This window comes from Bacillus salacetis (genome assembly GCF_049177075.1).
Taxonomy (GTDB): domain Bacteria; phylum Bacillota; class Bacilli; order Bacillales; family Bacillaceae_B; genus Rossellomorea; species Rossellomorea salacetis_A.
In genome coordinates this window covers 501,737-527,522 of sequence record NZ_CP185377.1, presented here as the reverse complement: position 1 = coordinate 527,522, position 25,786 = coordinate 501,737, and the positions used below count along the sequence as shown (strand labels likewise).

Annotated in this window: 30 protein-coding genes; 9 read left to right on the top strand and 21 right to left on the bottom strand. The window is 41.1% G+C overall.

What is annotated here, in order from left to right; genetic code table 11:
- Positions 1 to 42: 42 nt before the first annotated feature.
- The 6 genes from ACOJQI_RS02780 to ACOJQI_RS02755 all read right to left on the bottom strand — a co-directional run bounded on the left by ACOJQI_RS02780 (position 43) and on the right by ACOJQI_RS02755 (position 4,703).
- Entirely contained in the window at positions 43 to 1,365 is a 1,323-nt protein-coding gene (locus tag ACOJQI_RS02780; protein WP_421383328.1) for a replicative DNA helicase, read from the bottom strand.
- Positions 1,310 to 2,188, bottom strand: a complete 879-nt coding sequence (locus ACOJQI_RS02775) for a DNA helicase (protein WP_421383326.1) — start codon at positions 2,186 to 2,188, stop codon at positions 1,310 to 1,312. Before ACOJQI_RS02775 ends, ACOJQI_RS02780 begins: the two co-directional genes overlap by 56 nt.
- 417 nt (positions 2,189 to 2,605) lie before the next feature.
- The gene (locus ACOJQI_RS02770; RefSeq protein WP_421383324.1) at positions 2,606 to 3,088 is read right to left on the bottom strand and encodes a hypothetical protein; all 483 of its coding nucleotides are present in this window, start codon (positions 3,086 to 3,088) and stop codon (positions 2,606 to 2,608) included.
- Between the two features lie 2 nt (positions 3,089 to 3,090).
- Positions 3,091 to 3,294: a helix-turn-helix transcriptional regulator gene (locus ACOJQI_RS02765; RefSeq protein ID WP_421385377.1), complete on the bottom strand. Its 204-nt coding sequence runs from the start codon at positions 3,292 to 3,294 to the stop codon at positions 3,091 to 3,093.
- Positions 3,295 to 3,486: 192 nt separating this feature from the next.
- The gene (locus ACOJQI_RS02760; RefSeq protein ID WP_421383322.1) at positions 3,487 to 4,368 is read right to left on the bottom strand and encodes a hypothetical protein; all 882 of its coding nucleotides are present in this window, start codon (positions 4,366 to 4,368) and stop codon (positions 3,487 to 3,489) included.
- Between the two features lie 44 nt (positions 4,369 to 4,412).
- Positions 4,413 to 4,703, bottom strand: coding sequence for a hypothetical protein (locus ACOJQI_RS02755; RefSeq protein WP_421383321.1), 291 nt, complete (start codon positions 4,701 to 4,703; stop codon positions 4,413 to 4,415).
- A gap of 388 nt (positions 4,704 to 5,091) precedes the next feature.
- Here ACOJQI_RS02755 and ACOJQI_RS02750 point away from each other — a divergent pair, with 388 nt between their 5' ends.
- Genes ACOJQI_RS02750 through ACOJQI_RS02735 form a run of 4 tightly spaced genes read left to right on the top strand, consistent with a single transcriptional unit; the run spans position 5,092 to position 9,033 of the window.
- On the top strand, positions 5,092 to 6,147 hold the full coding sequence (locus ACOJQI_RS02750) for an iron-siderophore ABC transporter substrate-binding protein (protein ID WP_421383320.1): 1,056 nt from the start codon (positions 5,092 to 5,094) through the stop codon (positions 6,145 to 6,147).
- Positions 6,147 to 7,181, top strand: coding sequence for a FecCD family ABC transporter permease (locus ACOJQI_RS02745; RefSeq protein WP_421383319.1), 1,035 nt, complete (start codon positions 6,147 to 6,149; stop codon positions 7,179 to 7,181). Before ACOJQI_RS02750 ends, ACOJQI_RS02745 begins: the two co-directional genes overlap by 1 nt.
- A complete protein-coding gene (locus ACOJQI_RS02740; protein WP_421383318.1) occupies positions 7,178 to 8,215 on the top strand; it encodes a FecCD family ABC transporter permease in 1,038 nt (345 codons plus the stop codon). Before ACOJQI_RS02745 ends, ACOJQI_RS02740 begins: the two co-directional genes overlap by 4 nt.
- Complete coding sequence (locus ACOJQI_RS02735) at positions 8,215 to 9,033, top strand: ABC transporter ATP-binding protein (RefSeq protein WP_421383317.1); 819 nt, start codon at positions 8,215 to 8,217, stop codon at positions 9,031 to 9,033. The genes ACOJQI_RS02740 and ACOJQI_RS02735 overlap by 1 nt, the downstream gene beginning before the upstream one ends.
- 117 nt (positions 9,034 to 9,150) lie before the next feature.
- Here ACOJQI_RS02735 and ACOJQI_RS02730 read toward each other — a convergent pair whose 3' ends face one another.
- Both ACOJQI_RS02730 and ACOJQI_RS02725 read right to left on the bottom strand, forming a co-directional pair.
- Positions 9,151 to 11,232, bottom strand: a complete 2,082-nt coding sequence (locus tag ACOJQI_RS02730) for a histidine kinase dimerization/phospho-acceptor domain-containing protein (RefSeq protein WP_421383315.1) — start codon at positions 11,230 to 11,232, stop codon at positions 9,151 to 9,153.
- Positions 11,207 to 11,893 carry a response regulator transcription factor gene (locus ACOJQI_RS02725; protein ID WP_421383313.1) on the bottom strand — a complete coding sequence of 229 codons (687 nt, stop codon included), beginning with the start codon at positions 11,891 to 11,893 and terminating at the stop codon, positions 11,207 to 11,209. Before ACOJQI_RS02725 ends, ACOJQI_RS02730 begins: the two co-directional genes overlap by 26 nt.
- A gap of 518 nt (positions 11,894 to 12,411) precedes the next feature.
- Here ACOJQI_RS02725 and ACOJQI_RS02720 point away from each other — a divergent pair.
- Complete coding sequence (locus ACOJQI_RS02720) at positions 12,412 to 12,882, top strand: hypothetical protein (RefSeq protein ID WP_421383311.1); 471 nt, start codon at positions 12,412 to 12,414, stop codon at positions 12,880 to 12,882.
- A complete protein-coding gene (locus ACOJQI_RS02715; protein WP_421383309.1) occupies positions 12,879 to 13,361 on the top strand; it encodes a hypothetical protein in 483 nt (160 codons plus the stop codon). Before ACOJQI_RS02720 ends, ACOJQI_RS02715 begins: the two co-directional genes overlap by 4 nt.
- 98 nt (positions 13,362 to 13,459) lie before the next feature.
- Here the strand turns inward: ACOJQI_RS02715 and ACOJQI_RS02710 are convergent, their stop codons facing one another.
- The 3 genes from ACOJQI_RS02710 to ACOJQI_RS02700 all read right to left on the bottom strand — a co-directional run bounded on the left by ACOJQI_RS02710 (position 13,460) and on the right by ACOJQI_RS02700 (position 14,660).
- Positions 13,460 to 13,606 (bottom strand): hypothetical protein, encoded by a 147-nt coding sequence (locus ACOJQI_RS02710; protein ID WP_421383307.1) that lies wholly within the window; start codon positions 13,604 to 13,606, stop codon positions 13,460 to 13,462.
- A gap of 204 nt (positions 13,607 to 13,810) precedes the next feature.
- The gene (locus tag ACOJQI_RS02705; RefSeq protein WP_421383305.1) at positions 13,811 to 14,083 is read right to left on the bottom strand and encodes a hypothetical protein; all 273 of its coding nucleotides are present in this window, start codon (positions 14,081 to 14,083) and stop codon (positions 13,811 to 13,813) included.
- 130 nt (positions 14,084 to 14,213) lie between these two features.
- On the bottom strand, positions 14,214 to 14,660 hold the full coding sequence (locus tag ACOJQI_RS02700) for a DUF4385 domain-containing protein (protein WP_421383303.1): 447 nt from the start codon (positions 14,658 to 14,660) through the stop codon (positions 14,214 to 14,216).
- Between the two features lie 177 nt (positions 14,661 to 14,837).
- On the opposite strand from ACOJQI_RS02700, the gene ACOJQI_RS02695 reads away from it, so the two are divergent.
- Positions 14,838 to 16,283 (top strand): DEAD/DEAH box helicase, encoded by a 1,446-nt coding sequence (locus ACOJQI_RS02695; protein WP_421383301.1) that lies wholly within the window; start codon positions 14,838 to 14,840, stop codon positions 16,281 to 16,283.
- 256 nt (positions 16,284 to 16,539) lie between these two features.
- Here the strand turns inward: ACOJQI_RS02695 and ACOJQI_RS02690 are convergent, their stop codons facing one another.
- The 7 genes from ACOJQI_RS02690 to ACOJQI_RS02660 form a co-directional block, all read right to left on the bottom strand.
- Entirely contained in the window at positions 16,540 to 17,208 is a 669-nt protein-coding gene (locus tag ACOJQI_RS02690; RefSeq protein ID WP_421383299.1) for a DNA-binding response regulator, read from the bottom strand.
- 513 nt (positions 17,209 to 17,721) lie between these two features.
- Positions 17,722 to 17,976 carry a hypothetical protein gene (locus ACOJQI_RS02685; protein WP_421383297.1) on the bottom strand — a complete coding sequence of 85 codons (255 nt, stop codon included), beginning with the start codon at positions 17,974 to 17,976 and terminating at the stop codon, positions 17,722 to 17,724.
- A 99-nt stretch (positions 17,977 to 18,075) separates the two neighbouring features.
- A complete protein-coding gene (locus tag ACOJQI_RS02680) occupies positions 18,076 to 18,381 on the bottom strand; it encodes a hypothetical protein (protein ID WP_421383295.1) in 306 nt (101 codons plus the stop codon).
- Positions 18,382 to 18,475: 94 nt separating this feature from the next.
- The gene (locus tag ACOJQI_RS02675; protein WP_421383294.1) at positions 18,476 to 18,598 is read right to left on the bottom strand and encodes a hypothetical protein; all 123 of its coding nucleotides are present in this window, start codon (positions 18,596 to 18,598) and stop codon (positions 18,476 to 18,478) included.
- Between the two features lie 535 nt (positions 18,599 to 19,133).
- Entirely contained in the window at positions 19,134 to 19,949 is an 816-nt protein-coding gene (locus ACOJQI_RS02670) for a lipid II flippase Amj family protein (protein WP_421383292.1), read from the bottom strand.
- Between the two features lie 456 nt (positions 19,950 to 20,405).
- Positions 20,406 to 20,828, bottom strand: a complete 423-nt coding sequence (locus ACOJQI_RS02665; protein WP_421383290.1) for a hypothetical protein — start codon at positions 20,826 to 20,828, stop codon at positions 20,406 to 20,408.
- Positions 20,829 to 21,038: 210 nt separating this feature from the next.
- Positions 21,039 to 21,689, bottom strand: coding sequence for an SDR family oxidoreductase (locus ACOJQI_RS02660; RefSeq protein ID WP_421383288.1), 651 nt, complete (start codon positions 21,687 to 21,689; stop codon positions 21,039 to 21,041).
- A gap of 154 nt (positions 21,690 to 21,843) precedes the next feature.
- Between ACOJQI_RS02660 and ACOJQI_RS02655 the strand changes: the two genes are divergently transcribed.
- Positions 21,844 to 22,515 carry a phosphatase PAP2 family protein gene (locus ACOJQI_RS02655; RefSeq protein WP_421383286.1) on the top strand — a complete coding sequence of 224 codons (672 nt, stop codon included), beginning with the start codon at positions 21,844 to 21,846 and terminating at the stop codon, positions 22,513 to 22,515.
- Between the two features lie 38 nt (positions 22,516 to 22,553).
- Here the strand turns inward: ACOJQI_RS02655 and ACOJQI_RS02650 are convergent, their stop codons facing one another.
- The 3 genes from ACOJQI_RS02650 to ACOJQI_RS02640 form a co-directional block, all read right to left on the bottom strand.
- Positions 22,554 to 22,844 carry a DUF2087 domain-containing protein gene (locus ACOJQI_RS02650; RefSeq protein WP_421383284.1) on the bottom strand — a complete coding sequence of 97 codons (291 nt, stop codon included), beginning with the start codon at positions 22,842 to 22,844 and terminating at the stop codon, positions 22,554 to 22,556.
- Positions 22,845 to 23,049: 205 nt separating this feature from the next.
- On the bottom strand, positions 23,050 to 23,697 hold the full coding sequence (locus tag ACOJQI_RS02645; RefSeq protein WP_421383282.1) for a hypothetical protein: 648 nt from the start codon (positions 23,695 to 23,697) through the stop codon (positions 23,050 to 23,052).
- 41 nt (positions 23,698 to 23,738) lie between these two features.
- Positions 23,739 to 24,830, bottom strand: coding sequence for a D-TA family PLP-dependent enzyme (locus ACOJQI_RS02640; RefSeq protein ID WP_421383280.1), 1,092 nt, complete (start codon positions 24,828 to 24,830; stop codon positions 23,739 to 23,741).
- A 202-nt stretch (positions 24,831 to 25,032) separates the two neighbouring features.
- On the opposite strand from ACOJQI_RS02640, the gene ACOJQI_RS02635 reads away from it, so the two are divergent.
- Positions 25,033 to 25,782: a hypothetical protein gene (locus ACOJQI_RS02635; RefSeq protein WP_421383278.1), complete on the top strand. Its 750-nt coding sequence runs from the start codon at positions 25,033 to 25,035 to the stop codon at positions 25,780 to 25,782.
- Positions 25,783 to 25,786: the final 4 nt, after the last annotated feature.

Here is a 25,786-nt window from a genome sequence, read left to right as displayed (position 1 = left end):
GTGTATTTAAACAAACGTTTGATTAATACTACATTCCACTATTCATCCCTCAGCAAACCAACTAAACTCCTTAATAAAATTCAATGTCACCGTCCCAACCGGCCCATTCCGATGCTTGACCAGGTTGAGTTCCGTCTCCTGCCCTTTGGCATCCCGTTTATAGTATTCCTCCCTGTAAAGCAGCATGACGATGTCGGCGTCCTGTTCGATGCTGCCGGAGTCGCGGAGGTCGGACATCATTGGCCGTTTGTCCTGGCGCTGTTCGACTGAGCGGGAAAGCTGGGAAAGCAGGATGATCGGCACTTTGTACTGTTTCGCCATCTGCTTCAGTTCCCTGGTGATGGCCCCTATCGCGAGGTCATGGCGTTCAAACTTCCCTTCAATCGGAATCAGTTGCAGGTAGTCAATGACCACTAAACAAGGGGCATTTTCGTTTTCCCTTCTCGTCTTCTGGATCCTTGCCCGGATTTCGTCCAGGGTCAGCCGGCCTTGGTCATGGATTTGAAAAGGCATGTTGTAACATGTGTTCAGCGCTTCATTTGCCTTGTGAATCTCTTTTTCCGAGAAAATTTGGGATGGATTCTGCCACTTGGATGCATCAATGTATGTCATCCTGCTGATCAGCCGCTGATAAAGCTGCACCTCACTCATCTCGAGCGAAAAGAAGTCGACAACGGTTCCTTTTGTGGCGGCATTATAGGCCAGATTCAGTACCAAGGCGGTCTTCCCCATCGACGGCCTTCCCGCGACGATGACCAGTTCCCCTGGTTTGAACCCTCCCGTCAATCCATCAAGGCGTTCATATCCGGAAGGGATGCCCCCAAATTCAGGCTCGGAATACAGGGACTCAAAAATCTCTGCCAATGCTTCGCCTCTTCCTTGCCCCTGCTCAATCCTAAGCTCCTGGGTCTCGACATACTTTTGATAAAAAGCTTCTGCCGTTTCAGCACTCGAATGGTTCAGGAAATAGACAGCCGATTTCCGCAGCTCCCTTATCCGATACGATTCGAGCACCACTTCCTGATAGTGCTCCAGCCCGCTTACGGAAGGACAGCAAAGGGAGATTTCCGTTATGTAAGAAACACTGCCGGCATTTTCAATCTCGGCTCCCAGAAGGTTGACCAGGCTAAAAAAATTGATTTCCACCCCGTCACGCTGCAGATCCCTCATCGCTGTAAAAATAACCAGGTGTCGGCTCTGCGAGAAATGTTCCGGTTTCAGAATGATGTCGTTGATGGCTGCGGGTTCCAGGAAAACCGCCCCAAGCAGCATGCTTTCGGCTTCAAACAAGTTCTGCTGACCCGCTGTTTCATCGGTTCCATACTGGCTCAAAGGTTGGTTTGATTCTCTTGGATCCGTTAGCAAGACGGCTCTCCCCCTCTCTCTTCCACTTCTCCAGTTTGGCCAGGAAGTCATTCGTTTCTTTTATCTGGCGGGCAGACGAACTTGGCGGCTTTTCCTTACTGTCCCTGATTTTTTTCCGCAATGCCTTCTCGTAGTATGTAAACGACCTGATGGTATCGTTCGCATTCCGCTTTCGGTAATCTGACTCGATCGTTTCCATCCAGGAAAGCAGCGTGTCCACTTCGATCTCCTTCTCGCAGATTTTTTCAATGGCACACTGTTCCTTGGGAGTGATATAGAATCCCGAATTTCGCAGATTCAGAAATTTTTCCGTGACCTTCTCAGCTCTATTCTGCACATCTGGTTTGGAAGGCAGCTCATCCCTCGCGCGCACGCTCTCTTTTTCTTTCTTTTCTCTATCTTTCTTACATTCTTCTTGTGGTACAGGCCGCGTATCCGGTTCGTCTTTCAGGGATTCATCCACCGTTCCCCCGTTTTCGGGCTCAGAAAAATCCTCTTCACTCCCAAATACAGTGAACAACGTGCCTATACTTGTTTCCTCAGTGGTGATGAGTCCATACTTTTTCAGGCGGTCCACACTCAGTTTGATCGTACTCTTCGACGGGATCTTCAAATTGCCATTCTCCACGTACTGCAAATCTTCAGCCAACATGGAGTACGACCGTAAGTACTGCCCTCTATGCACCTTCACATCTTCCACATAAACAAATTCCTTCTGCAAAGCCCTGCAGCTCAGCAATAATAAGAGCCTCAACGTAAACGGACTCCCCCAAATCGGTCTTTCCAATGTGATTCTGTGAAACTTGATCCATCCTGACGTCATTATTAATTCCTCCCTATATTTGTTTTCAGTGTTTATATAGGGAGATTTTTGGAAAATGGACACCCCTTTTTTAGAAAATATTGAGTTTCTCAGTTCGTGTAATAGGCAAGGCCCTGAAAAGATAAGGGAAGAAATTTCTCTTATTGAGGAAATATCACGAAAAATAGAGTAAATAGAGGAAAGAATTTCCCTTATTTACACTGAAAGCATGAAAATGGACCTTTTGACCTCGCCTTAAGGGAAAAAGTTTCCCTTATTTCCCCCTCACCCAGCCTAATTCAGCAGGGTAACCGAAAAAACTTCCCTTATTTAAACCATCACAGGTTACCACAAAAAAGCAGCCTGATTCAGTAGCGAATAGGACTGCTAATTGGTGTGCTATTGTCGTTTTTGCATTCGATATCACAACCCGTAAGATCATTCCTCACTGCTTTTTTCAGGAGTCAAAGCACTTACTAGCCCTAAGATGGCGGGTGGAATGCTGGCTATCAGGAAAAACCAGTTGCCAGTAATGATCGATGTTATTGTAAATATTAAAAGTGAGATTACCACAACAGAAATTCCGAATTTAACCCTGGACGGTTTCAACGGCTCTGACATATTCATATTGATCGACAAAATCATGCCAGTAAACCCCCAGCTTGCTAAATGAATAAGCAAAATGATTCCCAGCACCGTCGCTGTACTAAGTTCAATCCCGAATATAAGTAAAGAAAAGAAAACATAGATTGAAGCAAGGGTGACGAACCAAGACACTGACCGGGCCTTTTGCCAAATATGTTCATATAATTCATCCAACCCGCGTTCCTTTTTGGCCATACGCCTGCCAAACCACCAGCCTAATATACCAAGTATTGCTCCCCCATATAATCCTGCTGCCCCAGCTAATTGTATTCCCATTATCAATCTCCCCCTTCTCCCAATATAAAGACCTCTTCAATTATGCAGCCAAACACCTTTGAGATGTTGTATGCCAGTTCAAGTGATGGGTTATATTTTCCTGATTCGATGGCAATGATTGACTGCCTGGAGACGCCCACCTTGATTGCCAGCTCTTCCTGCGTCATCTTCGAATCTTTGCGCAGAGCTTTTATTCGGTTTTTCAGTGTTCCCTCACCTCCACCTTAATTGTAAAGTAAACTTTACACCTTATTATAAGTAAAGCTTACTTTACATTACATTTAATGTCAACTACACTTTACATTTTTTTAATTAATTGGGCAGCAGCCACGGAGAAAGGGCCTGACCCCCAGTACGTTAATGTACCGGGGATCAGGCCCTTATTTCTATTTTTGTCTTTAGTCAATAACCTGTGGATCAGCAGTAAAATCTTTGACTTCACCACTCGTGATATCTACTGCATACCGCCCATTTGTAGAGGTATGGCCAGAAAATAATGTCGCATATCTTACAATGATTTGGCCGTTTATCTCTCCATCGTATGCTAGAAAGTGGTCCTCATCTTCTACAAAATCATCAGAAGTATTACGCAAGTAGTCTCTGACTAAGGAAATAGCTTTTTTCTGGTCTTTTTCAGGGGTGTCTGTTTCAATTTCATCATCCTGATTACCGTTTTGATCAATCTTTTCAATTAACTTACTAATCTCTTCATCATCACGTGGTTCTATGTAAATCTGCTTTGTATTATTGATAATATCTCTCGTATATTCTTCCATGGACTTATCTATCTGGTTAGGGCTGGGCCAATGCGAAGGAATATTATATACATTAATCGTACCGTCCCCATTACCGCTATAAGTCACCATTCCATCTGCCATGATCTTGCCGCCCAATGAAATGACATATTCTGGATAGCTGACGCTGTCATCATCATAAGGGTTGACTTGTTCTCCTGCTGAAATGTGTACAACATTTAATTCCTCGATATCTTTATTCCCAACGATTTGCAGCCAAACGCGGGCATATTCAATTTCTTCAGCAGAATATCCGGATAGGGCATTACTTTTCTTGGTATTTGAAGAATCCAGGCTCGTGTTTTCATCTGGAACTGCGTCGTTCTTTTTGTTATTAGTTACTTCATTAGCATCCGCATGATTATGATCTTCTTCAGCAATAGTATTTTCATTGCTGCTATTAGCCTCATTTTGAACAGACGAATTCCCACAGGCAGATAAAACCAGAAAAACTGTTAGTAGAATGATCAAGTTCTTTATATTCATTTATTACGCTCCCTCTACCGCTTATTGCTCATCAATGTTGGACTCTACTCCACTATTTTAAAATCTATATAGGGTTTCTCATCTTCCTTGTCCTTTGAACGATAAAACTCTAAAACTGCTTTCTCGTACTCATTTTCAGCACTGAAATTTTCTTGATAATTCTCACCTATATAGATGGCACGATATTGATTGCCTTCTACATCTAAAACATCCATAAGTCCAGAAGAAAAGTGGTCATTCAACCCAGAGAAACTATCTGCGACAGACAACCTGACTGCTTCTTCACCCACGTCTGCTATCTTCACCTCAGTGTATTGCATGGTTTTGTTGTCCATCTCTTCTCTTTTTAAAAGTGTTGTTTCTGGAACAACTTCTTCCTGTGATACTTCCAGTTTCTCAAAAATAATTGAGTCCCTGGAATCAAGAGAACACCCTCCGAGAAACAGAAACAAAACAACCAGTATTACATACAAACTGTATTTGATATTGACTTCCCCCTTTATGAATTAGACGAGAAGCTGAGTGATGAAGTTTCGGGGACATGGGGACAGGTGAATTGTCCCGCGAAATATATATTTAGAGACAAGGTACTGTCCCTCTGTCCAACGCAGCACTTTCTGTCTATTACCTTATCAATATAGTATTGACAACTTCCTATATTGAGTATATATTTACGATAATGATAATCATTATCAAATAAAACGTTTTAAGGAAGGAATACATATGAATTCAAAACGTAAAATCTCATTTATCTCCACTTTATTAATTGCACTGCTTATGCTTTTACTTGCTGGCTGTTCTGGCGAGGAGTCTAACTCTGGTTCTGAACAGGCTTCGGGTGAGGCGGCTGGTTCTGAAGAAACAAACACTGAGTACCCAATCGTGATTAAACATGCATTCGGCGAAACGACAATCGAGGAAAAACCTGAACGTGTTGCTACAATCGCCTGGTCCAACCATGACGTTGCGCTGGCTCTTGGTGTCGTACCTGTTGGATTCTCAGCGGCAAACTATGGAGTTCAAGATAATACCGGGATGCTGCCTTGGACTGCAGAGAAGGTAAAAGAGCTTGGGGAAGAAAACCCGAATATCTTCCAGGATACAGACGGTTTGGATTTTGAAGCGATTTCCGATGCGAATCCGGATGTCATCCTGGCTGCATACTCAGGAATTACTCAAGAAGAATATGACACATTAAGCCAAATCGCTCCGGTTGTTGCTTATCAAACGAGTCCTTGGGTTGCTTCATGGAGAGAACAGGTGACTTACAACTCAATCGGTATGGGAATGAAAGAAGAAGGAGAACAACTGATTGCCGAGACAGAACAGTTGATTGAAGAAAAAGCAAGTGAACACCCTGAATTCGAAGGGAAGAAAGCTGCATTCGTCAGTATTGATGCTGCTGATTTATCCAAGTTCTATATCTACTCAGAGACAGATCCACGCGGTGCTTTCCTTACTGAGTTAGGGTTTGAATATCCTGAAAGCATTTCCAGCGAGATTGATCCGAGCAGCTTCTATATAGAAGTAAGTGCGGAAAATTCCGATATGCTGAACGATGCTGATGTTTTCGTGACGTATGGTAATGAGAATACACTACAAGCCCTGCAGGCTGATCCTATTTTAGGAAAGATTCCAGCAGTTGAGAGAGGCTCTATCGTTGTCATTGAAGATAACACACCACTTGCAGCTGCAGGGACGCCAAGCCCGCTCTCAATTAACTACACAATCGACGAGTACGTAGAGCTGCTCGCAGAAGCTGTAAGCAAAGTTGAATAATGAGTACTTTATCCGTTTCAGAAAATAAGCAGTTACTTATACCAAAAAACTTCATGAAGGTAATGATTCTATCGATTATCTTACTAGGTGTATGTGTATTAGCTTCCCTTGCGTTTGGATCTCGTACAGTCGGATGGAATGAGCTGATGGACGGCTTGTTCCACCCTGAGGTACAGACTCACGGAGCCAATGTCGTCCGCCAAAGAATTGCCAGAACGATCTTCAGCCTGATGTGTGGTGCTGCACTGGGCGTTTCCGGAGCACTCATGCAATCCGTTACCCGGAATCCGATTGCGGACCCCAGCATATTAGGAGTGAACATAGGAGCAGCACTCTTTGTCGTTATCGGCATTTCCTTTTTCAATATTGGTTCTGCCAGTCACTATATCTGGTTTGCCTTAGTCGGAGCTTTCATAACTGCCATTTTTGTATTCGGAATTGGTTCAATGGGGAGTGGCGGTGCCACGCCCCTTAAACTTGTTCTAGCGGGAGCGGCCACAAGTGCTGCGTTATCCTCTCTTGTGATCGCGATTATGATTCCCCGCTCAAGCGTCATGGACCAATTCAGATTCTGGCAGGTGGGCAGTGTGGGAGCAGGGAACTGGGATTCCATCTCCCTCTTCATTCCTTTTCTCAGTGTCGGACTCTTGATCGCCTTATTCACTGCTCCAGCACTGAACGCATTGGCACTGGGTGATGAAGTTGCCACAGGATTTGGCGTGCGGACCGGCACACTTCGCCTTATCGCTTCCTTTGGCGGTGTTTTATTGTGTGGTGTCACAACCGCATTGGCAGGTCCGATCGGCTTTATCGGGTTGCTGGCCCCCCACTGGATCCGGCTTATGATCGGTCCCGATTTACGTTTTGTGATTCCGATGTCGGCCCTTACAGGCGCCATTGTCTTAACGATTGCTGATGTGAGCGGAAGGCTTCTCGGCAGTCCCGGTGAGTTGGAAGTCGGCGTCGTTACAGCCTTTATTGGGGCTCCTATTTTAATTTTACTAACTATGAAAGCGAAAATGCGTGCCTTATGATGAATGAATCCATTACTCTACATACAATTATGACAGGAAGAATGAAAAGACGCCGCCGCTTTATTCTCGTTACTTCCTTTCTTGCCATCATTTCCTTGGCACTTTGCTGCACGATGCTTATGCTGGGAAATACAATCTATCCGGCTCAGGACGTCATTCGTGTTCTTCTGGGTGAGGATGTAAAAGGAGTATCGTTTGCAGTCGGGACCATCCGCCTGCCAAGGATGATTGCCGGGGTGTTTGCCGGTTTTGCTTTCGGGGTTGCCGGCACGGTATTTCAGACCATGCTGCGGAATCCTTTGGCAAATCCCAATGTGATTGGCATTACAGCAGGTTCAAGTGCCGCTGCTGTATTCTGTATCATCGTCCTCCATGCCAGCAATATGGTTGTTTCAATTGCCTCTGTTATCGGAGGACTTGCTGCAGTCGTCATTATTTTCCTGCTATCGAGGAGCACTTCTTTTTCAATCGGAAGATTAATTTTAGTAGGGATCGGAATCCAGGCGATGCTTGATGCCGTCATCTCCTATTTATTGCTTATCGGGCAGCATCACGATATCCCTACTGCCATGAGGTGGCTGAGCGGCAGCTTGAATGGAGCCAAGATGGAGACTCTTTATCCTCTAATCATCATTGTTCTGATCTGCGCCCCTATTATCATGATCTATGGGAAACAATTAGAGATGCTGGAACTCGGGGAGCAGGCAGCAACCTCACTTGGGATCCATACAGATAAGACGAGACTTATCCTGATTATCAGTTCTGTCCTTATGATTGCGTTGGCTACTGCTGCCACAGGTCCCATTGCCTTTGTTGCATTCCTTTCAGGCCCCATCGCCATAAGACTGGTTGGTGTTGGATTCTCACCTCTTATTCCAGCAGGTCTAATTGGAATCATCTTGGTATTGGGAGCGGACCTTATTGGACAATTCGCCTTCACTGCCCGATATCCGGTAGGTGTCATCACAGGCATCCTCGGTGCACCTTATCTGATCTACTTGCTCATCCGCATGAACCGAAAGGGGAATTTATAGTGAAACCAACACATACTTTTCAATCTGAAGGGATCACCGCCGGCTATGATGACAGGACCATCTTGCATGATGTCAGTCTTTCCATACCCAATAATAAAATCAGCGTGATTATCGGCGCCAATGGCTGCGGGAAATCCACACTGCTCAAGACGATGGCGAGGCTGATCAAACCTACTTCCGGACAGGTGACATTGGACGGGAAACCGATTAATAAAATTCCCCCAAAACAGCTGGCCCGCGTGCTGGGACTCTTGCCGCAATCCCCCATTGTTCCAGAGGGTATAACGGTTGCAGATTTGATTGGACGCGGAAGATACCCGCACCAATCGTTTTTAAAAGGCTGGACAAAACAGGATTATGAAGCTGTTGCGGAGGCAATGGAAATCATGAATATCACTGAATTTGCCGACAGAAGCATCGACGAACTTTCAGGCGGACAAAGACAGCGTGTATGGATCGCTATGGCGCTGGCGCAGCAAACAGATATCTTGTTCCTTGATGAGCCAACAACCTACTTGGATATTACCTATCAGGTCGAAATACTAGACCTGTTGACAGACCTCAATCGAAAACGCGGAACAACCATTGTCATGGTCCTTCATGATATCAACTTATCGGCACGGTATGCAGACCATATTTTTGCTCTTCAAAAAGGGAGGCTTGTTGCTGAAGGCGAACCGTCCAAGGTCATTACAAGTACTTTAATAGAAGAAATCTTTGGTCTTCATTGTACTGTAGTATCAGATCCGGTTTCAGGTTCCCCTTCAGTGGTGCCGATCGGGCGTTATCATAACAATAGGGTGAAGATGTATTCCTAGTAGGATTGTATATATGTAACACAAGGGCCTGCCCCAGGTACATTAATATGTTAGTGTACCAAGGGGCAGGCCCTGATTATAAAAATAGGTTTCTTTGAATATGGGACAGTTCACCTATCACTCCTTACTATCTTGATGCTTAGGCAAATAGATGCTTGCTTTAAACAAATCTCCGTCTACATGTATAGTGAACCTTCCCTTTTGCATTTCAATTAAATTCCCTGCAATGGATAATCCTAACCCGCTGCCTTGGCTCGTTCTGGATTCATCTCCTCTTTTAAAACGCTCCATTAATTCGTCTGCTGAGATATTCAGCTCAGTTGCTGAGATGTTTTTGAAAGTGATAAGCACTTCATTGCCCCAATCCTCAATATCTATATAGACTCTCGATCCTTCGAGAGCGTAATTGAATATATTCGATAATAAGTTTTCAACGGATCTCCACAATAATTTACCATCAGCTGCCACATAGATTTTGTCCTTGGGATGATTCATTTTAAAATCCAGATTTCTGGCAGTTACTTTGTCATTTAGTTCCCCGAGTCCCTGAGTAATCAAGGATACAATATCAATTTTCTCTAAAGTAACGGGTATATTCCCGCTGGATGCCTTCGCTGCTTCAAATAAATCATCTGTTAATACTTTCAGCCTTTTGGATTTTTGATCTAATACTTCAATATAACCTTCTGTTTTTGATGGATCCTTTTCAGTCTTTAACAGGTCAACATACGTGATGATGGAAGTTAAAGGAGTTCTTATATCATGTGAAACATTCGTGATGAGCTCCGTTTTTAACCGTTCACTTTTGAGCTCACTCTCCACCGCTTTTTTCAAACCATCCGTGATGCTGTTAATATCGGAAGCCAGTCTGCTGAACTCGCCTTTGCCCGTCACTTCGATTCGATGATGTATATTGCCATTCTTTATTGTCTCTACACCTTCCTGTAAGGCTTTAAAGGACTTGATTTTTTTAAAGGCAAACCAGGCTGCTATACCAATCGTTACCGGGAACATGAAGAACGTTAAAGCAACCAATATCGGATAGCCAATGACGATTAGTACCGTCTTAACTCCGATACTTCCACTTCTATATACATCCCCTATAAATTTAACAATTCCGTAGATCATACTGAAGATCAGTGTATGTTTGAAAAGCGTTTTATTTTTATAATGTTTCACTAGTGACAGAATCAGCAGCAATCCCGCTGCAGCAATGGGAACCGTTATGGGCAGGAAGAATAAATCAATTTTATTAGACACTTCTTCAGCCCATGCCCCCCAAAGCACGATAAGGATTATACCTAGCACTATCTTTATATCATTAAATAATTTATCTGCTGCATGGAGATGTACCTCTCGATCATCAAACGATTTTCTTCCTGCCACTATGACAAGATAGACAAATGAAAGGATAAAACCTAACAAATACCATGCTATATTATATAAATTCTTGGCAGCTACAGCTTTACTGCTTTCCCACTCATTTATTTGTGCATCTAAAAATTTTTCCGTAAAAGCAACATAAATAACTATATTTTCAGGATCCACGTCTTCCAGATGACTTGTTATCCAGTGTAAGTGTTCATTTTCTTTCACTTCATTTGGAAAGAACTCTCGTTTATAATCTTCAAACACCATATAAGATGGATAGCTTTCAAATTGTTCTCTATCTGTCATCGTCGTGTTCGAAAACACATTTTCTCCATCACTGGCATGGAACAACGGTGCTTCATATTCTTCAAGATTTTGCAAAAGTGCATGAAATTCTTTTAAGTCCTGCTTAATCAACTCATTCCTTGCCTGAGAGATTTTGTCAGCATATTCTTTTTTAAACGTTTCATAATTTCTTTCTTCACTAAACTCAGGATTATAACTTTTAGATTGGTTTTGATAATTTATATATAAGTCCTCTTCTTCATATCTCCATTCATCCTCAATGGTTTTGCCACTCTTTATATATTCCTCACTCTTGTAGTCATCAAGTAAGGTTGTAAGGGTACCAATGAGATTTTGACTTTCCTGAACAAAAGCCATACTTTCAAAATAATCATCATCGACCACACTGCTGAATTCACCATCATTTTCGATTTCTACCTCTACTAATGCTTTGACAATACCCGTAAGACATAAAACAGCAATAATAAAAACAACTATTTTTGTAATGAGTGAATGGCTATATTTTTTCAACCTTGTATCCAACTCCCCACACCACCTTCAAATATTTTGGCTCCTTTGGATTGATTTCGATCTTCTCCCTGATCTTTCTTATATGCACGGATACTGTATTTTCCGGATTATAAGCTGGTTCATTCCATACCTTCTCATAAATCTCTTCAATAGAGAAAACTCTGCCAAGGTTCGAAACCAGAAGCTTCAAGATCTTATACTGTACAGGAGTAAGATGGACTTCCTCCCCATCGACGGTGATCGTTTTACTTTCATCATCAATCATCAGCCCCCCGGTTTGATATACATAACTCTTTGTTTCAAGACCTCCAAAGGTTGTATATCTTCTCAGCTGAGATTTAATCCTTGCTATCAATTCCAAAGGATTAAACGGCTTGGTGATATAGTCATCCGCCCCTAAATTCAACCCGATAATCTTATCCGAGTCCTCAGACTTGGCAGAAAGCATGATCAAAGGAATATTATTCTCTTCCCTAATCTTCATGGTAGCTCTGATTCCATCCATTTTCGGCATCATGATATCCATGATAATAAGGTGGATCTCATTCTCTCTGATTACTTCGATCGCTTCCATTCCATTAAAAGCTTTCAGTACTTGATAGCCTTCATTCTCCAAATAGATTTCTATCGCATCGACGATCGCACTATCATCATCACAAACTAATATATTCATGGAAATTCACTCCTAAATGGGCTTTTCAACTTTATCCCCTCTTTATTATATGTTCTAAAAGAATCATACCAACCAAATCTTAATAAACACTTTATGCATTTCTTAAGATTTTCTTAATATGGGACATGGGACACAGGGACAGGTCCCTTGTCCCACTTGGTTAAAGAAAAGAATCCCCACATAATAAGGGAAGAAATTTCGCTTATTGAGACAATAGCACGAAAAATAGAGTAAATAGAGGAAAGAATTTCCCTTATTTACTCTAAAAGCATGAAAATGCACCCTTTGACATGGCCTTAAGGGAAAAAGCTTCCCTTATTTCCCCGTACCCAGCCCTGTTCTGCAGGATAACGGAAAAAACTTCCCTTATTTAGAAGGGACGGAGGGACAGGTTCCTTGTCCCAGGGTTCTGAAGAATATGGAACACCTGTCCCTCTGTCCATATCCCATCAAAAGGAATTTTTATATCCATTTTGTCAATCCTATTCATAATCTATGATTAAAAGGAAGGGTTCCTATTGTCTCTTGCTGTATGTGTTCTTATGACTTGGATTGTAGTCATTATCCTTATGCTGATTCCCAAAAAGTTATCTGAGATCGAAATGGTATTTGTTTATTTTGCAAACACCGTTTTTGAACTTAGTATCTTCACGATATTACATCTTAACTTAAAGTGGATTCAGATCGACCAAGGTTTTGAAAAGTCTATTGCTGATTTAGTTCTGCGAATATTTATGATTCCATTGATATTCGTCATTACTGCCAATATTTTATGCTATAGGTGGAAATTATTAAAATTCGTTGTGGTCATCTTGATCAATTTAAGTTTCCTTTTCTTAAATATCTTAATTACCAAGTTAGGGATACTAAAAGCGACTCACTGGAGCCCCCTATATACGGTAATCCTTTTCATGAGTTACACGATCTTCTCCGGTCTAATGGCTGTTTGCATTTCCAATATCAAAGGAAAAGAAGTGACCAGGACATGATTGTTTATGATGATCAATTCAACTGGAATGAATGGTCTGTTTTAATTGGATTGTTGATTGGGACATTGATTGTTCTATTTTTCCCAAAGAGATTCTCGCATAAAGTCACTCTTGTATTTCTCATGTGCGGGATTTTTACAGGATTCTTTTTTGACCACACTGTCAGTGTACAGCCTGTCAGCTTTTATGATGTCAATGATAAGTCCACTTACCAATTCATAGATTTCATTTCTTATTTAACATTTGGACCCATTTGTTATTTATACTTTTATGTATTCGATTGGGCCTCCTGGTTTTGGAGAAAGAAGTCGATATATATCTTAATGTGGAGCTTTATTTATTTAGGGTTGGAGTATTGGGCAGTTTTAGTGGGCGTTTATCACTACAATCATGGATATAAAATTTATTACTCATATTCCATTTACTTAGTAGTCTGCAGTGCATGGCTGGTCGTTTATTATCGCTATCACAATCAATAGGCGGGACAGGTTCCTTTTCCCACCCATAAAAGAAAATGGCCTGCCCTCCGGTACATTAGCGTACTGGGGGCAGGCCCTTAATCTTAGCTATCAAATTTTCAGTCCTTTAAAAATGCCTGAACCGAATCCGGTAATAATTGAAAGAACAAGCCTTCAAAAATGATATCGAGCAGACCGGCAATCACTAAAATAATAAGGATAAATACTAAAAGAGGTTTTTTATTTTTTTGAGACAACCACTTCACTTAAGCTCACTCCAAAGCAACACTTGACCCCCAGTTGAAATGGTAAGTCGACAGTGTATTAAAATAAGGTTGTCACATTGATTGTCAGCAACAACCTTTACATTATTTCTTTACACGCTTTCTTTTCCTTTATCCGAAAAGAAATGTTAGATCTTATCTAAACAGAATTCAAACTCCTCTGTGAAAAGTACAGTATAAGGTTTTTTATTTTCTCTTTTCATTGCGCCTGGATTTCAACTCTTTTCCAGAATATCTTTTCATATCCGGGTTGTCTAAATACCTAGCCAATGAAGCTTTAAGTTCAGGATATTCTTCAATTTCTTGTGCTAAATCCGAATCCACAGCATGATTTATTCTTTCTGAATCACCTTCTACTTCAACAGAAACTAATTTACCATTCAAAACAAAAACTCTTGACTCTTTACCATTTAGAGGACTAAATAATTCCTGTTTTGCCTGTTCACTCATTGAATTCATTTAGCTTTCACCTCAATTCAATTATATCAAATCTCTCTAAAAGAATTCTATTTAAGATTAAACACACTAAAAATGGTTACTGGGTTACAATATCTTTAATGAAGGACGCAAACGCTGAAGACACGCCCCTTCACCCATACTTCTTCTGATGCTCTTTCTTCCGTTTCAGATAATCCTTATCCTCCCGCGCAAGCTTCCACTTTTCCATAAAAATGGCCGCTGATTCTGCCTTCTCCGGGTCATTCTGCCTTTCGTTCACATTGCCATCCTCGTCATATTTCTTTCCGCCTTTATAATTGGTGTAACGGCGGGCACGTGTATAGCCCATCTGCAGAAATTTCCTTGCCATGTCCATCCCGACAAAATCATCTTTCTCCTTATAGTCGAGAAACATCTCATAAATCTTATCGGATGACTCCTTCGCAATTTCCGGGGTCTTGAACCGCCAATGCTGCAGAATTTCACTCTTGTAAGGCTCCACCAGCAGCACGCCCTGCTCTCCCCGGCCGACCCTGTACAGTTCAGGGTTTTCGCGGAAATCTATATTATCAAAATCCAAATCATAATCGAATGCCATGGTGATCATCCTTTTTATATGAGATTTACCCTTAGCCTGCTTTTGGTAAGCATTGAAAAATTCTTTAGCCTCCACCTGTTTCTTCAAGTATAATGAACACTATTCAGATCATGCATATGATATTTCTTTGAGAGAATCCTATTCATAGGACGAAAAAACAAATAAAGAGGTTGAATAATGAGTAAAAAAAGTTTTGCGGATTATCAGGTAAGCGATGAAATCAAAAGAGCACTAGCTGTTTTAAAATATGAAACGCCAACAGAAGTTCAAAGTAAAGTGATCCCGGCAGCACTGGAAAACCGGGACCTTGTCGTAAAAGCCCAAACAGGAAGCGGCAAGACGGCCTCCTTTGGCATCCCTGTTTCCGAAATGATTGAATGGGAAGAGAAAAAGCCACAGGCCTTAATTCTTACCCCGACCAGGGAGCTTGCGGTTCAAGTCCGGGAAGATATCACGAATATCGGACGTTTCAAACGCATTAAAGCAGTCGCCGTTTATGGAAAAGAACCTTTTTCAAAACAAAAGGATGAATTGAAGCAAAAAACGCATGTAGTGGTTGGTACGCCCGGCCGGGTCATGGATCATATTGACCGGGAAACCTTGGACTTGGATCAAATCAAGTATCTTATCATAGATGAAGCGGATGAGATGCTGAATAGGGGTTTCATCGATGAAGTCGAAGCGATCATCAATGAGCTTCCTTCCGACCGCGTCACAATGGTGTTTTCGGCTACCCTGCCTAAGGATGTTGAAAATCTCTGCCATAGATATATGAACGACCCTCTTCAGATTGAAATTGAATCAACCGGGGTAACGGCTGATACCATTGATCATTCTTTGATTCAAGTGAAGGAAGAAGAAAAGATTTCACTCCTGAAAGACATCACGGTTGTCGAGAATCCGGACAGCTGCCTGATTTTCTGCCGTACGAAAGAAAACGTTGATACTGTGTACAGTGAACTGGATAAAGCCGGCTATCCTTGCGAGAGACTTCATGGCGGACTGGAACAAGAGGACCGTTTCTCTGTTATGGAAGGATTCAAACTGGGGAACTTTCGCTATCTTGTGGCCACCGATGTTGCTGCTAGAGGGATTGATATTGATAATGTGACCCTTGTCATCAACTACGACGTGCCGATGGAAAAAGAGAGCTATGTGCACAGAACCGGAAGAACCGGCCGTGCCGGCAATAAAGGAAAAGCCATTACGTTCTCAACACCTTATGAAGAAAAGTTCATTAAAGCCATTGAAAGGTATATCGGCTTTGAGATACCCGCGATGGAAGCTCCAAGCTATCCGGAAGTGGCTGCCGGAAGGAAAGCATTCGAAGAAAAACTCAGCGGCCGTCGGGTTGTCAGAAATAACAAAACCGCTCGGATCAATCAGGATATCATGAAGCTTCATTTCACCGGCGGTAAAAAGAAGAAGATCCGTGCTGTTGATTTTGTCGGTACGATTGCCAAGATCCCTGGGGTCTCAGCAGATGATATCGGCATCATCACCATCCATGATCAAATGTCCTATGTGGATATTTTGAATGGAAAGGGATCGCTGGTTTTACAAGCCATGGAGAATGCGACTGTCAAAGGGAAGAAGTTGAAGGTTAGTAAGGCGATTAAGTAAATTTAAAAAAGCAGCATCCCGCTTACTTCGGGATACTGCTTTTTTTTCGATCCTAGCGAAATGAAAGAAATAAGAGAAAATTTTTCCGTTAAATCCAGATTAGTACTTATTTTGGAATAAATAGAGGAAGTTTTTTCTCTTATATGCAGAATATCGCCTGTTTTAGAGCGATTCGAAGCAATTAAGGGAAATTCTTTCCTTTATTTTGCCTGTTTCCAATGTTTCTTCCCTAATAAGGGAAATTCTTTCCGCTATTTTAGTTTAGGTGAAAGTGTTTTAGTTGCGTCCCTAACTGGTAAGAGCGAATTCTTCTTGTCCCGGATGCGGGAGTGAGCATTTGTTTCTCGACTAGTTGAGAAAGCACTTTACTAACTGTCCTGGTACTTAAATTAACATATTCCGCAACTTCAATAGGGGATATGGCCTCTCCTTTTCGAATTGCCAGACGGAGTACTTCCTTTTCGACTAAGGAAAGTGTTGTCTGATCCAGTTCATCCCCGAGCCAACGGCCAATCACTTGCTGAATAATTTGCTGGCATCGTCGCGGCTTCTCTTTAACTTGGTCGTATGAGAAGCGGATCACGGTCCATCCGTCGATCACCAATTGGTTTTGACGTTCGAGGCTATCGGAAAATTGCCATCTGCTTATTTTCTGCAAATGAGGGCCGTACCCGTCAATTTCAAAGCAAATCTGCATGGTTGGACGAATGTAAGCAAAGTCCAAGTACCTTTTCCCATCCTTAAAATCGTTAATTTCATATTCCGGATGAAGATACCGAAAATGCTGAAATAATGGCCACCACACTTGTTCTAAAAACAACCTTTCAGCATGTTTGTGACCTTCCTGTAAGCGCCGCAGCCGCTCCCCGGTCCTTGTCTGTAAGTGACTATCCATAAAGGCCTGGTATTCTTTTTCAAATTCCATAGCATCCCTCTTCCTATCCAAATGTTTATTATAGTATCCTTAAATTTGATATTCTGGAGTTTTTTCTGTTGGTGAGAGTAAGAAAAGCAGTTTTATGTGGTAATTAACTTACGGGGGAACTTGTCATCATTGAAGTCGTTCCTTACGCCAATAAACTTTTGTTCTTTAACTTCAATTGTGTTGGGGTCAGTATGAAACATGTAGTATCCACGTGTAGTTTCAGCTAAATGCAGTTTGTTATATTATTTTCATGCGGGGGTTGAATCGGGGTATCCAGGTAGTGTATTGAGATATTGTTCACGTACTTGTTCCCATTTCACTGGTATCACCTCCTATTTCTATTGTTTTTAGTATATCATTTTTCAAGAAATAGATTATCTCTTTAACTACTAGGATTATTAACAAAAATAGAGTCTCAGTGACAACTCCATTTTGCAGGCAAAAAATATGGGAACGTCTGATTTGGACGTTCCCGTTCATATTCCATTGAAGCCGCCTTAACCTGAATAACAATTATGGCATTGAAGTAACTGCTAAATGTATCACACCTGTTACTATAAGCAAAAATACCATAAAGGACGTTGAATATAATATAGGTTTCCTAGTAAAATGTTTTTCATTTATCTTCTTAAAAGCAATAAATCCTAACAAAATTGAAGTTAGCCATATAATAATACCCCACAAGGAAAATAAATATGGTGAATTAGAAATCCAAAATACAGTAATGAGTAAATAAAAAAGCATTAAACCCCAAGCTAATCCTTTCATCTCACTCCCCCAATTTCAAATAACAGTATTATCCTGCTCAATAATTAAAGAAGGGTATTAGCCCTAGATCAATTAAATGATGTTCAGTTATTGTCTCCTTTAGCGGAAGATAGGAGCAATAATAATCATAAATGCTGCACAACAAACAAGAGAAACACTTAACTTCTTCGGGAGTTTCACTTGATTTTCTCCTTTATAAAATCCAGAAAATTGGAGTTTATTTCTATACAATACAAAAGGAAATATATAAATTGCAATTCCTGCTAACCAACCTCCACTTGTATTGTCCAAATTTACCCCTAGACTGCCATAAAGGAATTTCAGGATTCCCCCTAACACAGCTCCCAAAATTAAAAATATAGCTATTATGCGAAATAATTCTAAGGTTACTCTTATCAAAGTCATCACCTCTTGGAATCTCAGAAACCCTTATTCTGCTATTTTGCCCTTTACTTGGACACAAGGCCGCTGCTTGTCTAGCACAGTCCTGCTTATCGATTTATTTGTTTTGACTTATCTCTTCAAGCAGTTCAATAATTCTTTTATTCTGTTTAGATTGTTCTTTCAAAAAACCAACAATGGTCCCAACACCTATAACAATAAGTAGTGTAAAAATCCACATAAAATCTCCCCCTTTGGATTTTAAGATACGTTAACTTTATTTTTGTGAGATAGCTTTATTAAAGATATATTTATTACTGAAAACAATAGAGGTATAACGGAAGTAATGAATAAAAAGTAGACAGTCCCTTCATCAATTGTGTTAAATTCCTCTATATTTAGCGGTAACAATAAAACTGGAAAGGCAGTTGAGTGAAACAATAAAGAAAAAAACACCTGACGTTTAAATCTTACTACCAGCCAATCTATAAAAATTGAAACAGGTACACCTAATAACAATATAACTAAGGCTGTGATTAAAAAGAAGTTAATAAAATCCAGGAACTGAGGTGGACTGTTAAACTCAGAAAATAAATAAAGAAAAGTAGTGCAAATGGAACATATTAAATATGATGTTAATTTTGTTAGAAACACATTAAAACTTCTCATTTTAAATTACCTTCCCCTAATGGACGCAGCGCCCCTTCCACTAACCTGCTCCTATACCTGAGCTAAGGGCGGCTGCCTGTTAAGCAAACGCCACAATGGCATACCATTTATACAATAAATTTCGTAAACCATGCTATATATTTTGCACCCCATATAAACAACAATTGGGCAAGTACTGTGCCTAACAACCTTGAAGTTACCATCATCAAGGACATATTTTTCAGCTTATTGTAACTTCCTCTTTGATTAACAACATCGTCTGCGATTACAGAAATTTTGGGATCTATAAAAACAACCAAGAGTATTGTTGCTACCCCATTTATTAAACCTGATGCCATTATAGCCGTATTACCTCTTTCAGGAACTAATAGGGCTGCATATAATGCAGATAAAACACCGATAGTATAAATCGATGTTATGATCATATTCACAAAAAATAGTTTTATTGGAATATCCTTAATTCTCGTTTCCTGTAAGTATGAAAACTTTGGTAAACTAAAATGCGTTATGCCGCGCTTTATGTACTCGAAAGAAAGTATCCTTTTCATTAAGGAAGGTACGGAACCTTTTTCCTGCGATAAATGAATGATTGCCCGTGAAAATAAAGCTATAAAAGTCGGAAGTAGTATTATTCCAAAAACTGTACCAACGGTTGATGCACCTATAAGAATTCTAAATTGAGTTTCTACAAATTCTAGAGCATTTTCCTTTGGAGCAGTATCGATTAAACTACCAGTGAATGGTTGTTGCATCATATTAGCCAGCCTTGAAACAATTACCATTATGTTAAAGAGAGATAAAGCGGACGCGATCATTTTAACTCTTGCTCCTGACAACCTCACAGCATAAGCAAGTGTTTCTATAGAATGAATGATAAAAATAAACAAAGCTATAAATAATAATTTTTCAGTTAAGAACTCCATTAAGTTACCTTCTTTTTAATATTTGATACCTAATTTTACCACAAGGGTTATTTTCCTTCTTGCACTAACCTGCTCCTTTACTTGAACAGAGGGGTTGCTTGGTCAACAAAAGACCTCTTGAATAAAAACTTTTTACTTTGAATTTTCCTTTAGTACTTCTATTAAGTGCACCAGTAATGAAGTTATAAAGGATAGAAGTATAATAATCAAAGTGCCAAATATATAAATTAGCCCTTCATAACCTGTTCCGCCCGAGAACAATCCAACCCCAAGCAAAAAATATAGAATAACCATAATAAACATAATAAGAACAAACCCACTAAACACCTTCATCACTTGGTATCAATCCTTTTCTTTCGCTTATCTTAATAAACCGTTATTCAATAATCCACCCTTTACTTGAACAAAGATCGGCTGCTTGTTCAGCAACGCCACCTTCAACTTAACAAGGTTCTATTATCTTTGCTCAGCATAAAATTCATCTTCATTTTCAGTAGCATCTAATATCTCGGTATCACAGCACAAATCAGAGTTAAAAGAAATTTTAATAAAGACAGTATCGCTGCTGCTCCCTTTTAATAAAGTAACTTTCAAGTTTTGATAATGTTTACCTTCTATATTTTCGTAAATATATGATACCTTCGCTTTTTTGTGTCCCTTAGCGTAAACATACGTAATTCCCTCTTCTGAATCTAAGCTATGGATTATTTCATCCTTGGAGGTTTCCGCATCAATCAACCATTGGCTAACTTCATCTGGAATTTCAGCATCTTTAGAAAGGGATTCATAATTCACTATGTTTTGGTCCTTATTTTTTTCAATATTGCATCCACTTAAAATTAATAAAGAAAGCATTAGTATTACACTGAATTGTCTCATACCATCCCCCTTTTCATATTTAATTAGACGAAAGCCCAACTATTTTTGTTTCGAAGTATGATGAAACATCAGTGGCAATTCATATTTTCAAAATGCAGATCGGCGTGCAATTTAATATACAATCACAAGTGGAAACGGTCAGAATCATTGGTTTATCAATAAAAAAAGCGATACAACATGCTATGCAAATTGTACCGCAATCACCTTCAGTTATAGATTACTTAACGCTTCTTTTACAGAAGCAGATCCACTCACCACTTGAAACTCTTTCCCGATCGTGGACTCATCTTCTAAGCATCCAAAGATGACCTTTGCAACGTCCTCACGCGGGATTTCTCCTCTTTCAACTTCACTTGCCGCTTCGACTTTCCCGGTTCCGCTCTCGTTTGTAAGCAATCCAGGATGGACGATGGTGAAATCCAGGTCTGTTCCCCGCAGCCACACATCTGCATAGTGCTTGGCAACTACGTAAGGGGCAAAGGATTCAGGTGCTCCCTGTATCGCTTCACGGGTGGTGTCGAATGAGCTGACCATGACGAACCGCTTCACACCTGCTTTTTCAGCAGCTTTGATTGTTTTTACAGCGCCGTCCAAGTCAATCAGCATCGTTTTGTCTGCACCAGTATGCGGGCCGGATCCAGCCGTGAATACGATCGCATCGACTCCTTCTGCTGCTTTTGCAATGTCTTCAATCTCTCCTTCTAAGTTCACCACTGCGGTTCTAGCACCCAAGCTTTCGAAGTGGGATACCTGCTCCTGTTTACGTATCATTGCTTTGGCCGTATGGCTTCCGCTGTCCTGAATGGTTTTTACTAAATGCTTTCCGACTTGTCCATTTGCTCCGACTACAAGAATTTTCAATGTATCCACCCTTTCCGTTTTATTTCTATCTATCCTAAACCTTATACAAGCCCGATGTCTAATGACCTGTTTGAACAGGGGCATAGGGTTGCCCAATAAATCTTAAATTTTGGGGTATAGGAATAAGAAAAATTTTTTCCAGGGAGTGAAGAAGTTGAATGTACAGAAAGAGGAAGTAATGAAGACCGTAAAAAAACGAAAGAACTTATTCGGAAGCTTGGCGGTAGCAGTAGGTCTGATCATTATTTTCTTCTCTTTGAGTGAGGACTTGATCTATAATGAGCTTTCTGCTTTTGATGAGACAGCAGGAGAGTATATCAGAAGTTATTCAAATGCCGCGCTGACCAACACGGCTATTTTCTTTACAGGGCTGGGGTCCTTCGTAACCGAATTGACACTGGGAATCATCTTTTCATTTATCTTTTACTACATCACTAAAGAAAAGCGGTATCCTCTATTTTTGTTTATCAGTCTTTTAACCGGGTGGCTGTTGAACAAGATTTTAAAATGGGCCTTTCAAAGGAAACGGCCCACCATCGAACAATTAGTGGATTTTCAAGGATACAGCTTTCCCAGTGCCCATGCTATGGTATCCACCATTTTCTACGGAATGATAATGTATGTCCTCTGGCAAATATTAAAAAACAGAGGAAAAACCGCTTGGCCTTTTGTAATTTTAACTATATTCCTGGTTCTGGCAATAGGCCTGTCGCGGGTATATTTAGGTGTACACTATACAAGCGACGTCATTGCCGGTTATGCCGCTGGCGGGGTCTGGCTCCTGGCCTGCATTTCAGTTTTGCGATCATATGATAAACTTGGATAATTGTCGGGACAGAGGGACAGGTCCGTCCCTCTGTCCCCCTAGTTACTCAGCCAGTACTTGCTGCAATCCCGGCTGCGGGACATGAACTTGTATTCAATGAAATAGCGTCGGATTGTCACAAAGTCATGAAAGACAGCCTTGATCACCTCGTTCACCTCTTTTTCCGTGTACTGTTCTTTCGGATCAAAGCGCTTAATCAAGTGCTGGATGACAATGAACTTCCTTTTCTCTTTACTCGGAAACTCGCTTAAAGGACCTTCCAGCCCCTCCTTGAAGTAAGTTGATAAAACCTTTTCCCGTTCTTGATCTGTAACGTTGTATTTCTCCATTAAAATTCCCTCCTATAAAATAATGACCGTGTATAAAGTGATTAGATAAGCATCTAACCTTCTATGATATTATATTAGATGATTATCTAATTTGACTCAAGTCTAATTAGGTAAATTGTACAGTTATTTAAAATTTCAGGAGTAAAAAAAACGCTCACCCCTTTGATCACAAAGGATTGAGCATTAAAATAATTCTTATTTCTTTTTATCTGACAAAATCAAAAAACACCTTATCATCTAATTGAATGGACTGCTTCAGCAATTCCTTGGTTTCTTTACCTATCCAGTATTTTTGCAGCATTTCTCCAAAGTGAACATTTACTTGCCAGGCAGCAATTTCTTTAATTCCATCAGAGATACTTTCTAAGCCCACAACCTCTATTTCAACGGTGATTCTTTCTTTTGCCATAAGACTGAATGCTATTAGCTTGCACGTATAGCCTGTTTCTAAGGGAAGCAGCCTCAGCAATAATTCCACTGAAAACAAATCAAAAATGCCTTCTTCCCTTTCGTAGGTCCGTTGTATTTCTCCTCCTTCTTCATCGGAACTAACCTCAATTCCATTTACGCCATAATGTACACTTACATTTTCATTACCTGTGTCTGTACATGACAGCGGCTCAAAAGTGGAAGCTTTTATATGTAGATTGACGGTTCTGGTTCCTTTTTCAGGATCATTGAATAGTAACCTTTGTACCCTGTGAAGAACATCATTTTCTTTATCTACAAACACCTCTTCAATGGTGGATCCCAGCACTTTGATCTCACCATCCTCTATCAGAACTACATCCTTCTTATCGGAACAACTCTTGAAGGATGTCCAGTCTATTGTTCTATCTCCAGTTTTTATCATATCTCCGCCACCCTTCTCATCATTTCATCATTCAGCGAGGGTCATCCACCCACCTTCCAACCCCCGACTGTCTTTCCATTCTCATGAATCACATACTCCTCAAACATATTAGCAACCGTACAGGCATGGTTTGGGATGATCTGTACTTTATCATTTAGTTTCAAAGACCTTTCTCCTTTAAAAGTTCCCACCCCATGCTCTTCGGATAACCGTTCGATTGTTATCTCCGGATGGCCGATGATATGGCCGAATCCTTTTACTGTCTCGTTTCCATGGGCACCTTTATCCAGGCAGAGGGTCTTGCTTCCCGTGTCCAATACAATCCGGTTTGGATATACACCTGAAACGGAAGCAAGCACGGTCAACGCACAGTTATCCAGAGTGGTAACCCCTAATCCTGCCTGGATGCTGTCAAAAAACACGGCATTTCCCGGCCTGATTTCCGTGATTCCCGGCACCTTGCCTGAAATCTTATAGGTGGGAGTGGAGCCGACACTTCTAACCAAAATTGGGATTCCCTCTTTTTCACATTCCTCCGCACTTTCCACGACTGCCTGCCCTTCCTGAAGGCCGATCCGTTCAACCTCAGCGTAATTCGAGGCCGCATAGGAATGTCCGGCATGGGTCAAGATGCCGCCCAGCTTCAGCTTGGAGTGCCTCATGATATCTTTGGCCAACACCACTGCATCTTTACCTGGTTCCACTCCGCAGCGGTTTAGTCCGGAATTCACTTTTATCCAGACTTCTAACGTAAACGGAGTATGCTCCAGCACTTGCTGCAGATAAGTTAACTGCTCCGTGCTATCCACTATTATTTTCAGTTTCACGCCTTGTTCCAACAGCTTAATCAATCTCTTGATTTTCTCGGGACTCGAGATTGGATAGGCGATCAGGATGTCTTTAATCCCGCCGGCAGCCATTGCCTCTGCTTCCGGGATGGTCGCGGTCGTTATTCCGACTGCTCCGGCCTGCAGCTGCAGCTTCGCGATTTCTACTGATTTATGGGTCTTGATATGCGGCCGGTAAGCTAGATCATGTTCCCTTGCAAAGCTTGCGATTTCATTAATATTTTTCATCAACTTCTGGTAATCCAGCAGCAATGTTGGTGTGTCCAGGTTTGATATGTTCGTCATGTTCTCCTCCCATATTGAGCTTAAGTCACATTTTTAATTAACTAAGACTTCTATCATTTGTTTTAATTCGAGTTAAAGGGGGCAATTCCTTCTCTTTCCCATCGGAAGCCGCTAAAATGAGAACATCTTCATTTTTTCCATTTTATAACACTAAATCATGCTACAATTGAGTTATCAACTTTTATAAAAGGGGGCTGGAAAAATGAAGCGCATCTGGCTTGTATTCGCACTTATTTTAACGATTGTTTTGAATGCCTGTGGAACCGAAAACGAGTCCGTGTCTTCCCCTGATAACAATGATGCTGCTCCAAGAGAGTGTTATGACGGAGAAGTCATCGTTGACTATGTGGATTTCTTAAAAATAAATGACATCACTTATGAGGGATTTTACAGGGAGGCCAATGAAGGTCCTGATCCAAAAATTCAAAAAGGCGATAAAATTGGTGAAGTAACTTTCATGCTGGCTGATTGCGCTCCCCCTGAATATATATCGCAAAATGGGGATGCCGCTTTCCTTGAAGCAGGAACCCCCATCCATGAGGTGAAAGGCTATCCCTCCGATTTGATGGTGGAAGCGGATGGAAAGCTTTACATTGTGGACCGGAATGAAGCAGCAGAAACAGTCGCAGACCTTTACCCGGCAGAGGGGAAAATCAAGGACCTCTACCTTCGAAGTACTGAAGATGGCTCCAAGCTTGGTTCCTTTACCAAGAAAAATACGAAAGCCTTTCTTAAGGATTTTTTCAAACAGGAACTAATTGACACTGAAGCTCTGTATAGGAATGGCGGGACAAAAGGGGAAATGGACTTCATTGAAATGGAGCTGGATAATGGGGCATACATCCGGCTGATTTACTGGAAGGATTCCAATGCATTCAGTGTAGCCCGTGGTAACGACCGGATAGCTGCAATCATTGAGGAGGAAAAAGCCAGGGCAGCCGGAAAGGAATAATTCC

Bases quoted from the DNA above. Each gene is read 5' to 3' on its own strand.
- ACOJQI_RS02640 (WP_421383280.1), bottom strand. From the start codon at position 24,830: ATGACGAACATATCAAACCTGGACACACCAACATTGCTGCTGGATTAC.
- ACOJQI_RS02675 (WP_421383294.1), bottom strand. From the start codon at position 18,598: ATGTGGATTTTTACACTACTTATTGTTATAGGTGTTGGGACCATTGTT.
- ACOJQI_RS02690 (WP_421383299.1), bottom strand. From the start codon at position 17,208: ATGGAATTTGAAAAAGAATACCAGGCCTTTATGGATAGTCACTTACAG.
- ACOJQI_RS02725 (WP_421383313.1), bottom strand. From the start codon at position 11,893: ATGAATATATTAGTTTGTGATGATGATAGTGCGATCGTCGATGCGATA.
- ACOJQI_RS02645 (WP_421383282.1), bottom strand. From the start codon at position 23,697: ATGATAAAAACTGGAGATAGAACAATAGACTGGACATCCTTCAAGAGT.
- ACOJQI_RS02755 (WP_421383321.1), bottom strand. From the start codon at position 4,703: ATGGACAACAAAACCATGCAATACACTGAGGTGAAGATAGCAGACGTG.
- ACOJQI_RS02680 (WP_421383295.1), bottom strand. From the start codon at position 18,381: ATGACTTTGATAAGAGTAACCTTAGAATTATTTCGCATAATAGCTATA.
- ACOJQI_RS02760 (WP_421383322.1), bottom strand. From the start codon at position 4,368: ATGAATATAAAGAACTTGATCATTCTACTAACAGTTTTTCTGGTTTTA.
- ACOJQI_RS02685 (WP_421383297.1), bottom strand. From the start codon at position 17,976: ATGAAAGGATTAGCTTGGGGTTTAATGCTTTTTTATTTACTCATTACT.
- ACOJQI_RS02750 (WP_421383320.1), top strand. From the start codon at position 5,092: ATGAATTCAAAACGTAAAATCTCATTTATCTCCACTTTATTAATTGCA.
- ACOJQI_RS02695 (WP_421383301.1), top strand. From the start codon at position 14,838: ATGAGTAAAAAAAGTTTTGCGGATTATCAGGTAAGCGATGAAATCAAA.
- ACOJQI_RS02670 (WP_421383292.1), bottom strand. From the start codon at position 19,949: ATGGAGTTCTTAACTGAAAAATTATTATTTATAGCTTTGTTTATTTTT.
- ACOJQI_RS02705 (WP_421383305.1), bottom strand. From the start codon at position 14,083: ATGAATTCAATGAGTGAACAGGCAAAACAGGAATTATTTAGTCCTCTA.
- ACOJQI_RS02700 (WP_421383303.1), bottom strand. From the start codon at position 14,660: ATGGCATTCGATTATGATTTGGATTTTGATAATATAGATTTCCGCGAA.
- ACOJQI_RS02650 (WP_421383284.1), bottom strand. From the start codon at position 22,844: ATGGAGAAATACAACGTTACAGATCAAGAACGGGAAAAGGTTTTATCA.
- ACOJQI_RS02665 (WP_421383290.1), bottom strand. From the start codon at position 20,828: ATGAGACAATTCAGTGTAATACTAATGCTTTCTTTATTAATTTTAAGT.
- ACOJQI_RS02745 (WP_421383319.1), top strand. From the start codon at position 6,147: ATGAGTACTTTATCCGTTTCAGAAAATAAGCAGTTACTTATACCAAAA.
- ACOJQI_RS02715 (WP_421383309.1), top strand. From the start codon at position 12,879: ATGATTGTTTATGATGATCAATTCAACTGGAATGAATGGTCTGTTTTA.
- ACOJQI_RS02770 (WP_421383324.1), bottom strand. From the start codon at position 3,088: ATGGGAATACAATTAGCTGGGGCAGCAGGATTATATGGGGGAGCAATA.
- ACOJQI_RS02775 (WP_421383326.1), bottom strand. From the start codon at position 2,188: ATGACGTCAGGATGGATCAAGTTTCACAGAATCACATTGGAAAGACCG.
- ACOJQI_RS02740 (WP_421383318.1), top strand. From the start codon at position 7,178: ATGATGAATGAATCCATTACTCTACATACAATTATGACAGGAAGAATG.
- ACOJQI_RS02635 (WP_421383278.1), top strand. From the start codon at position 25,033: ATGAAGCGCATCTGGCTTGTATTCGCACTTATTTTAACGATTGTTTTG.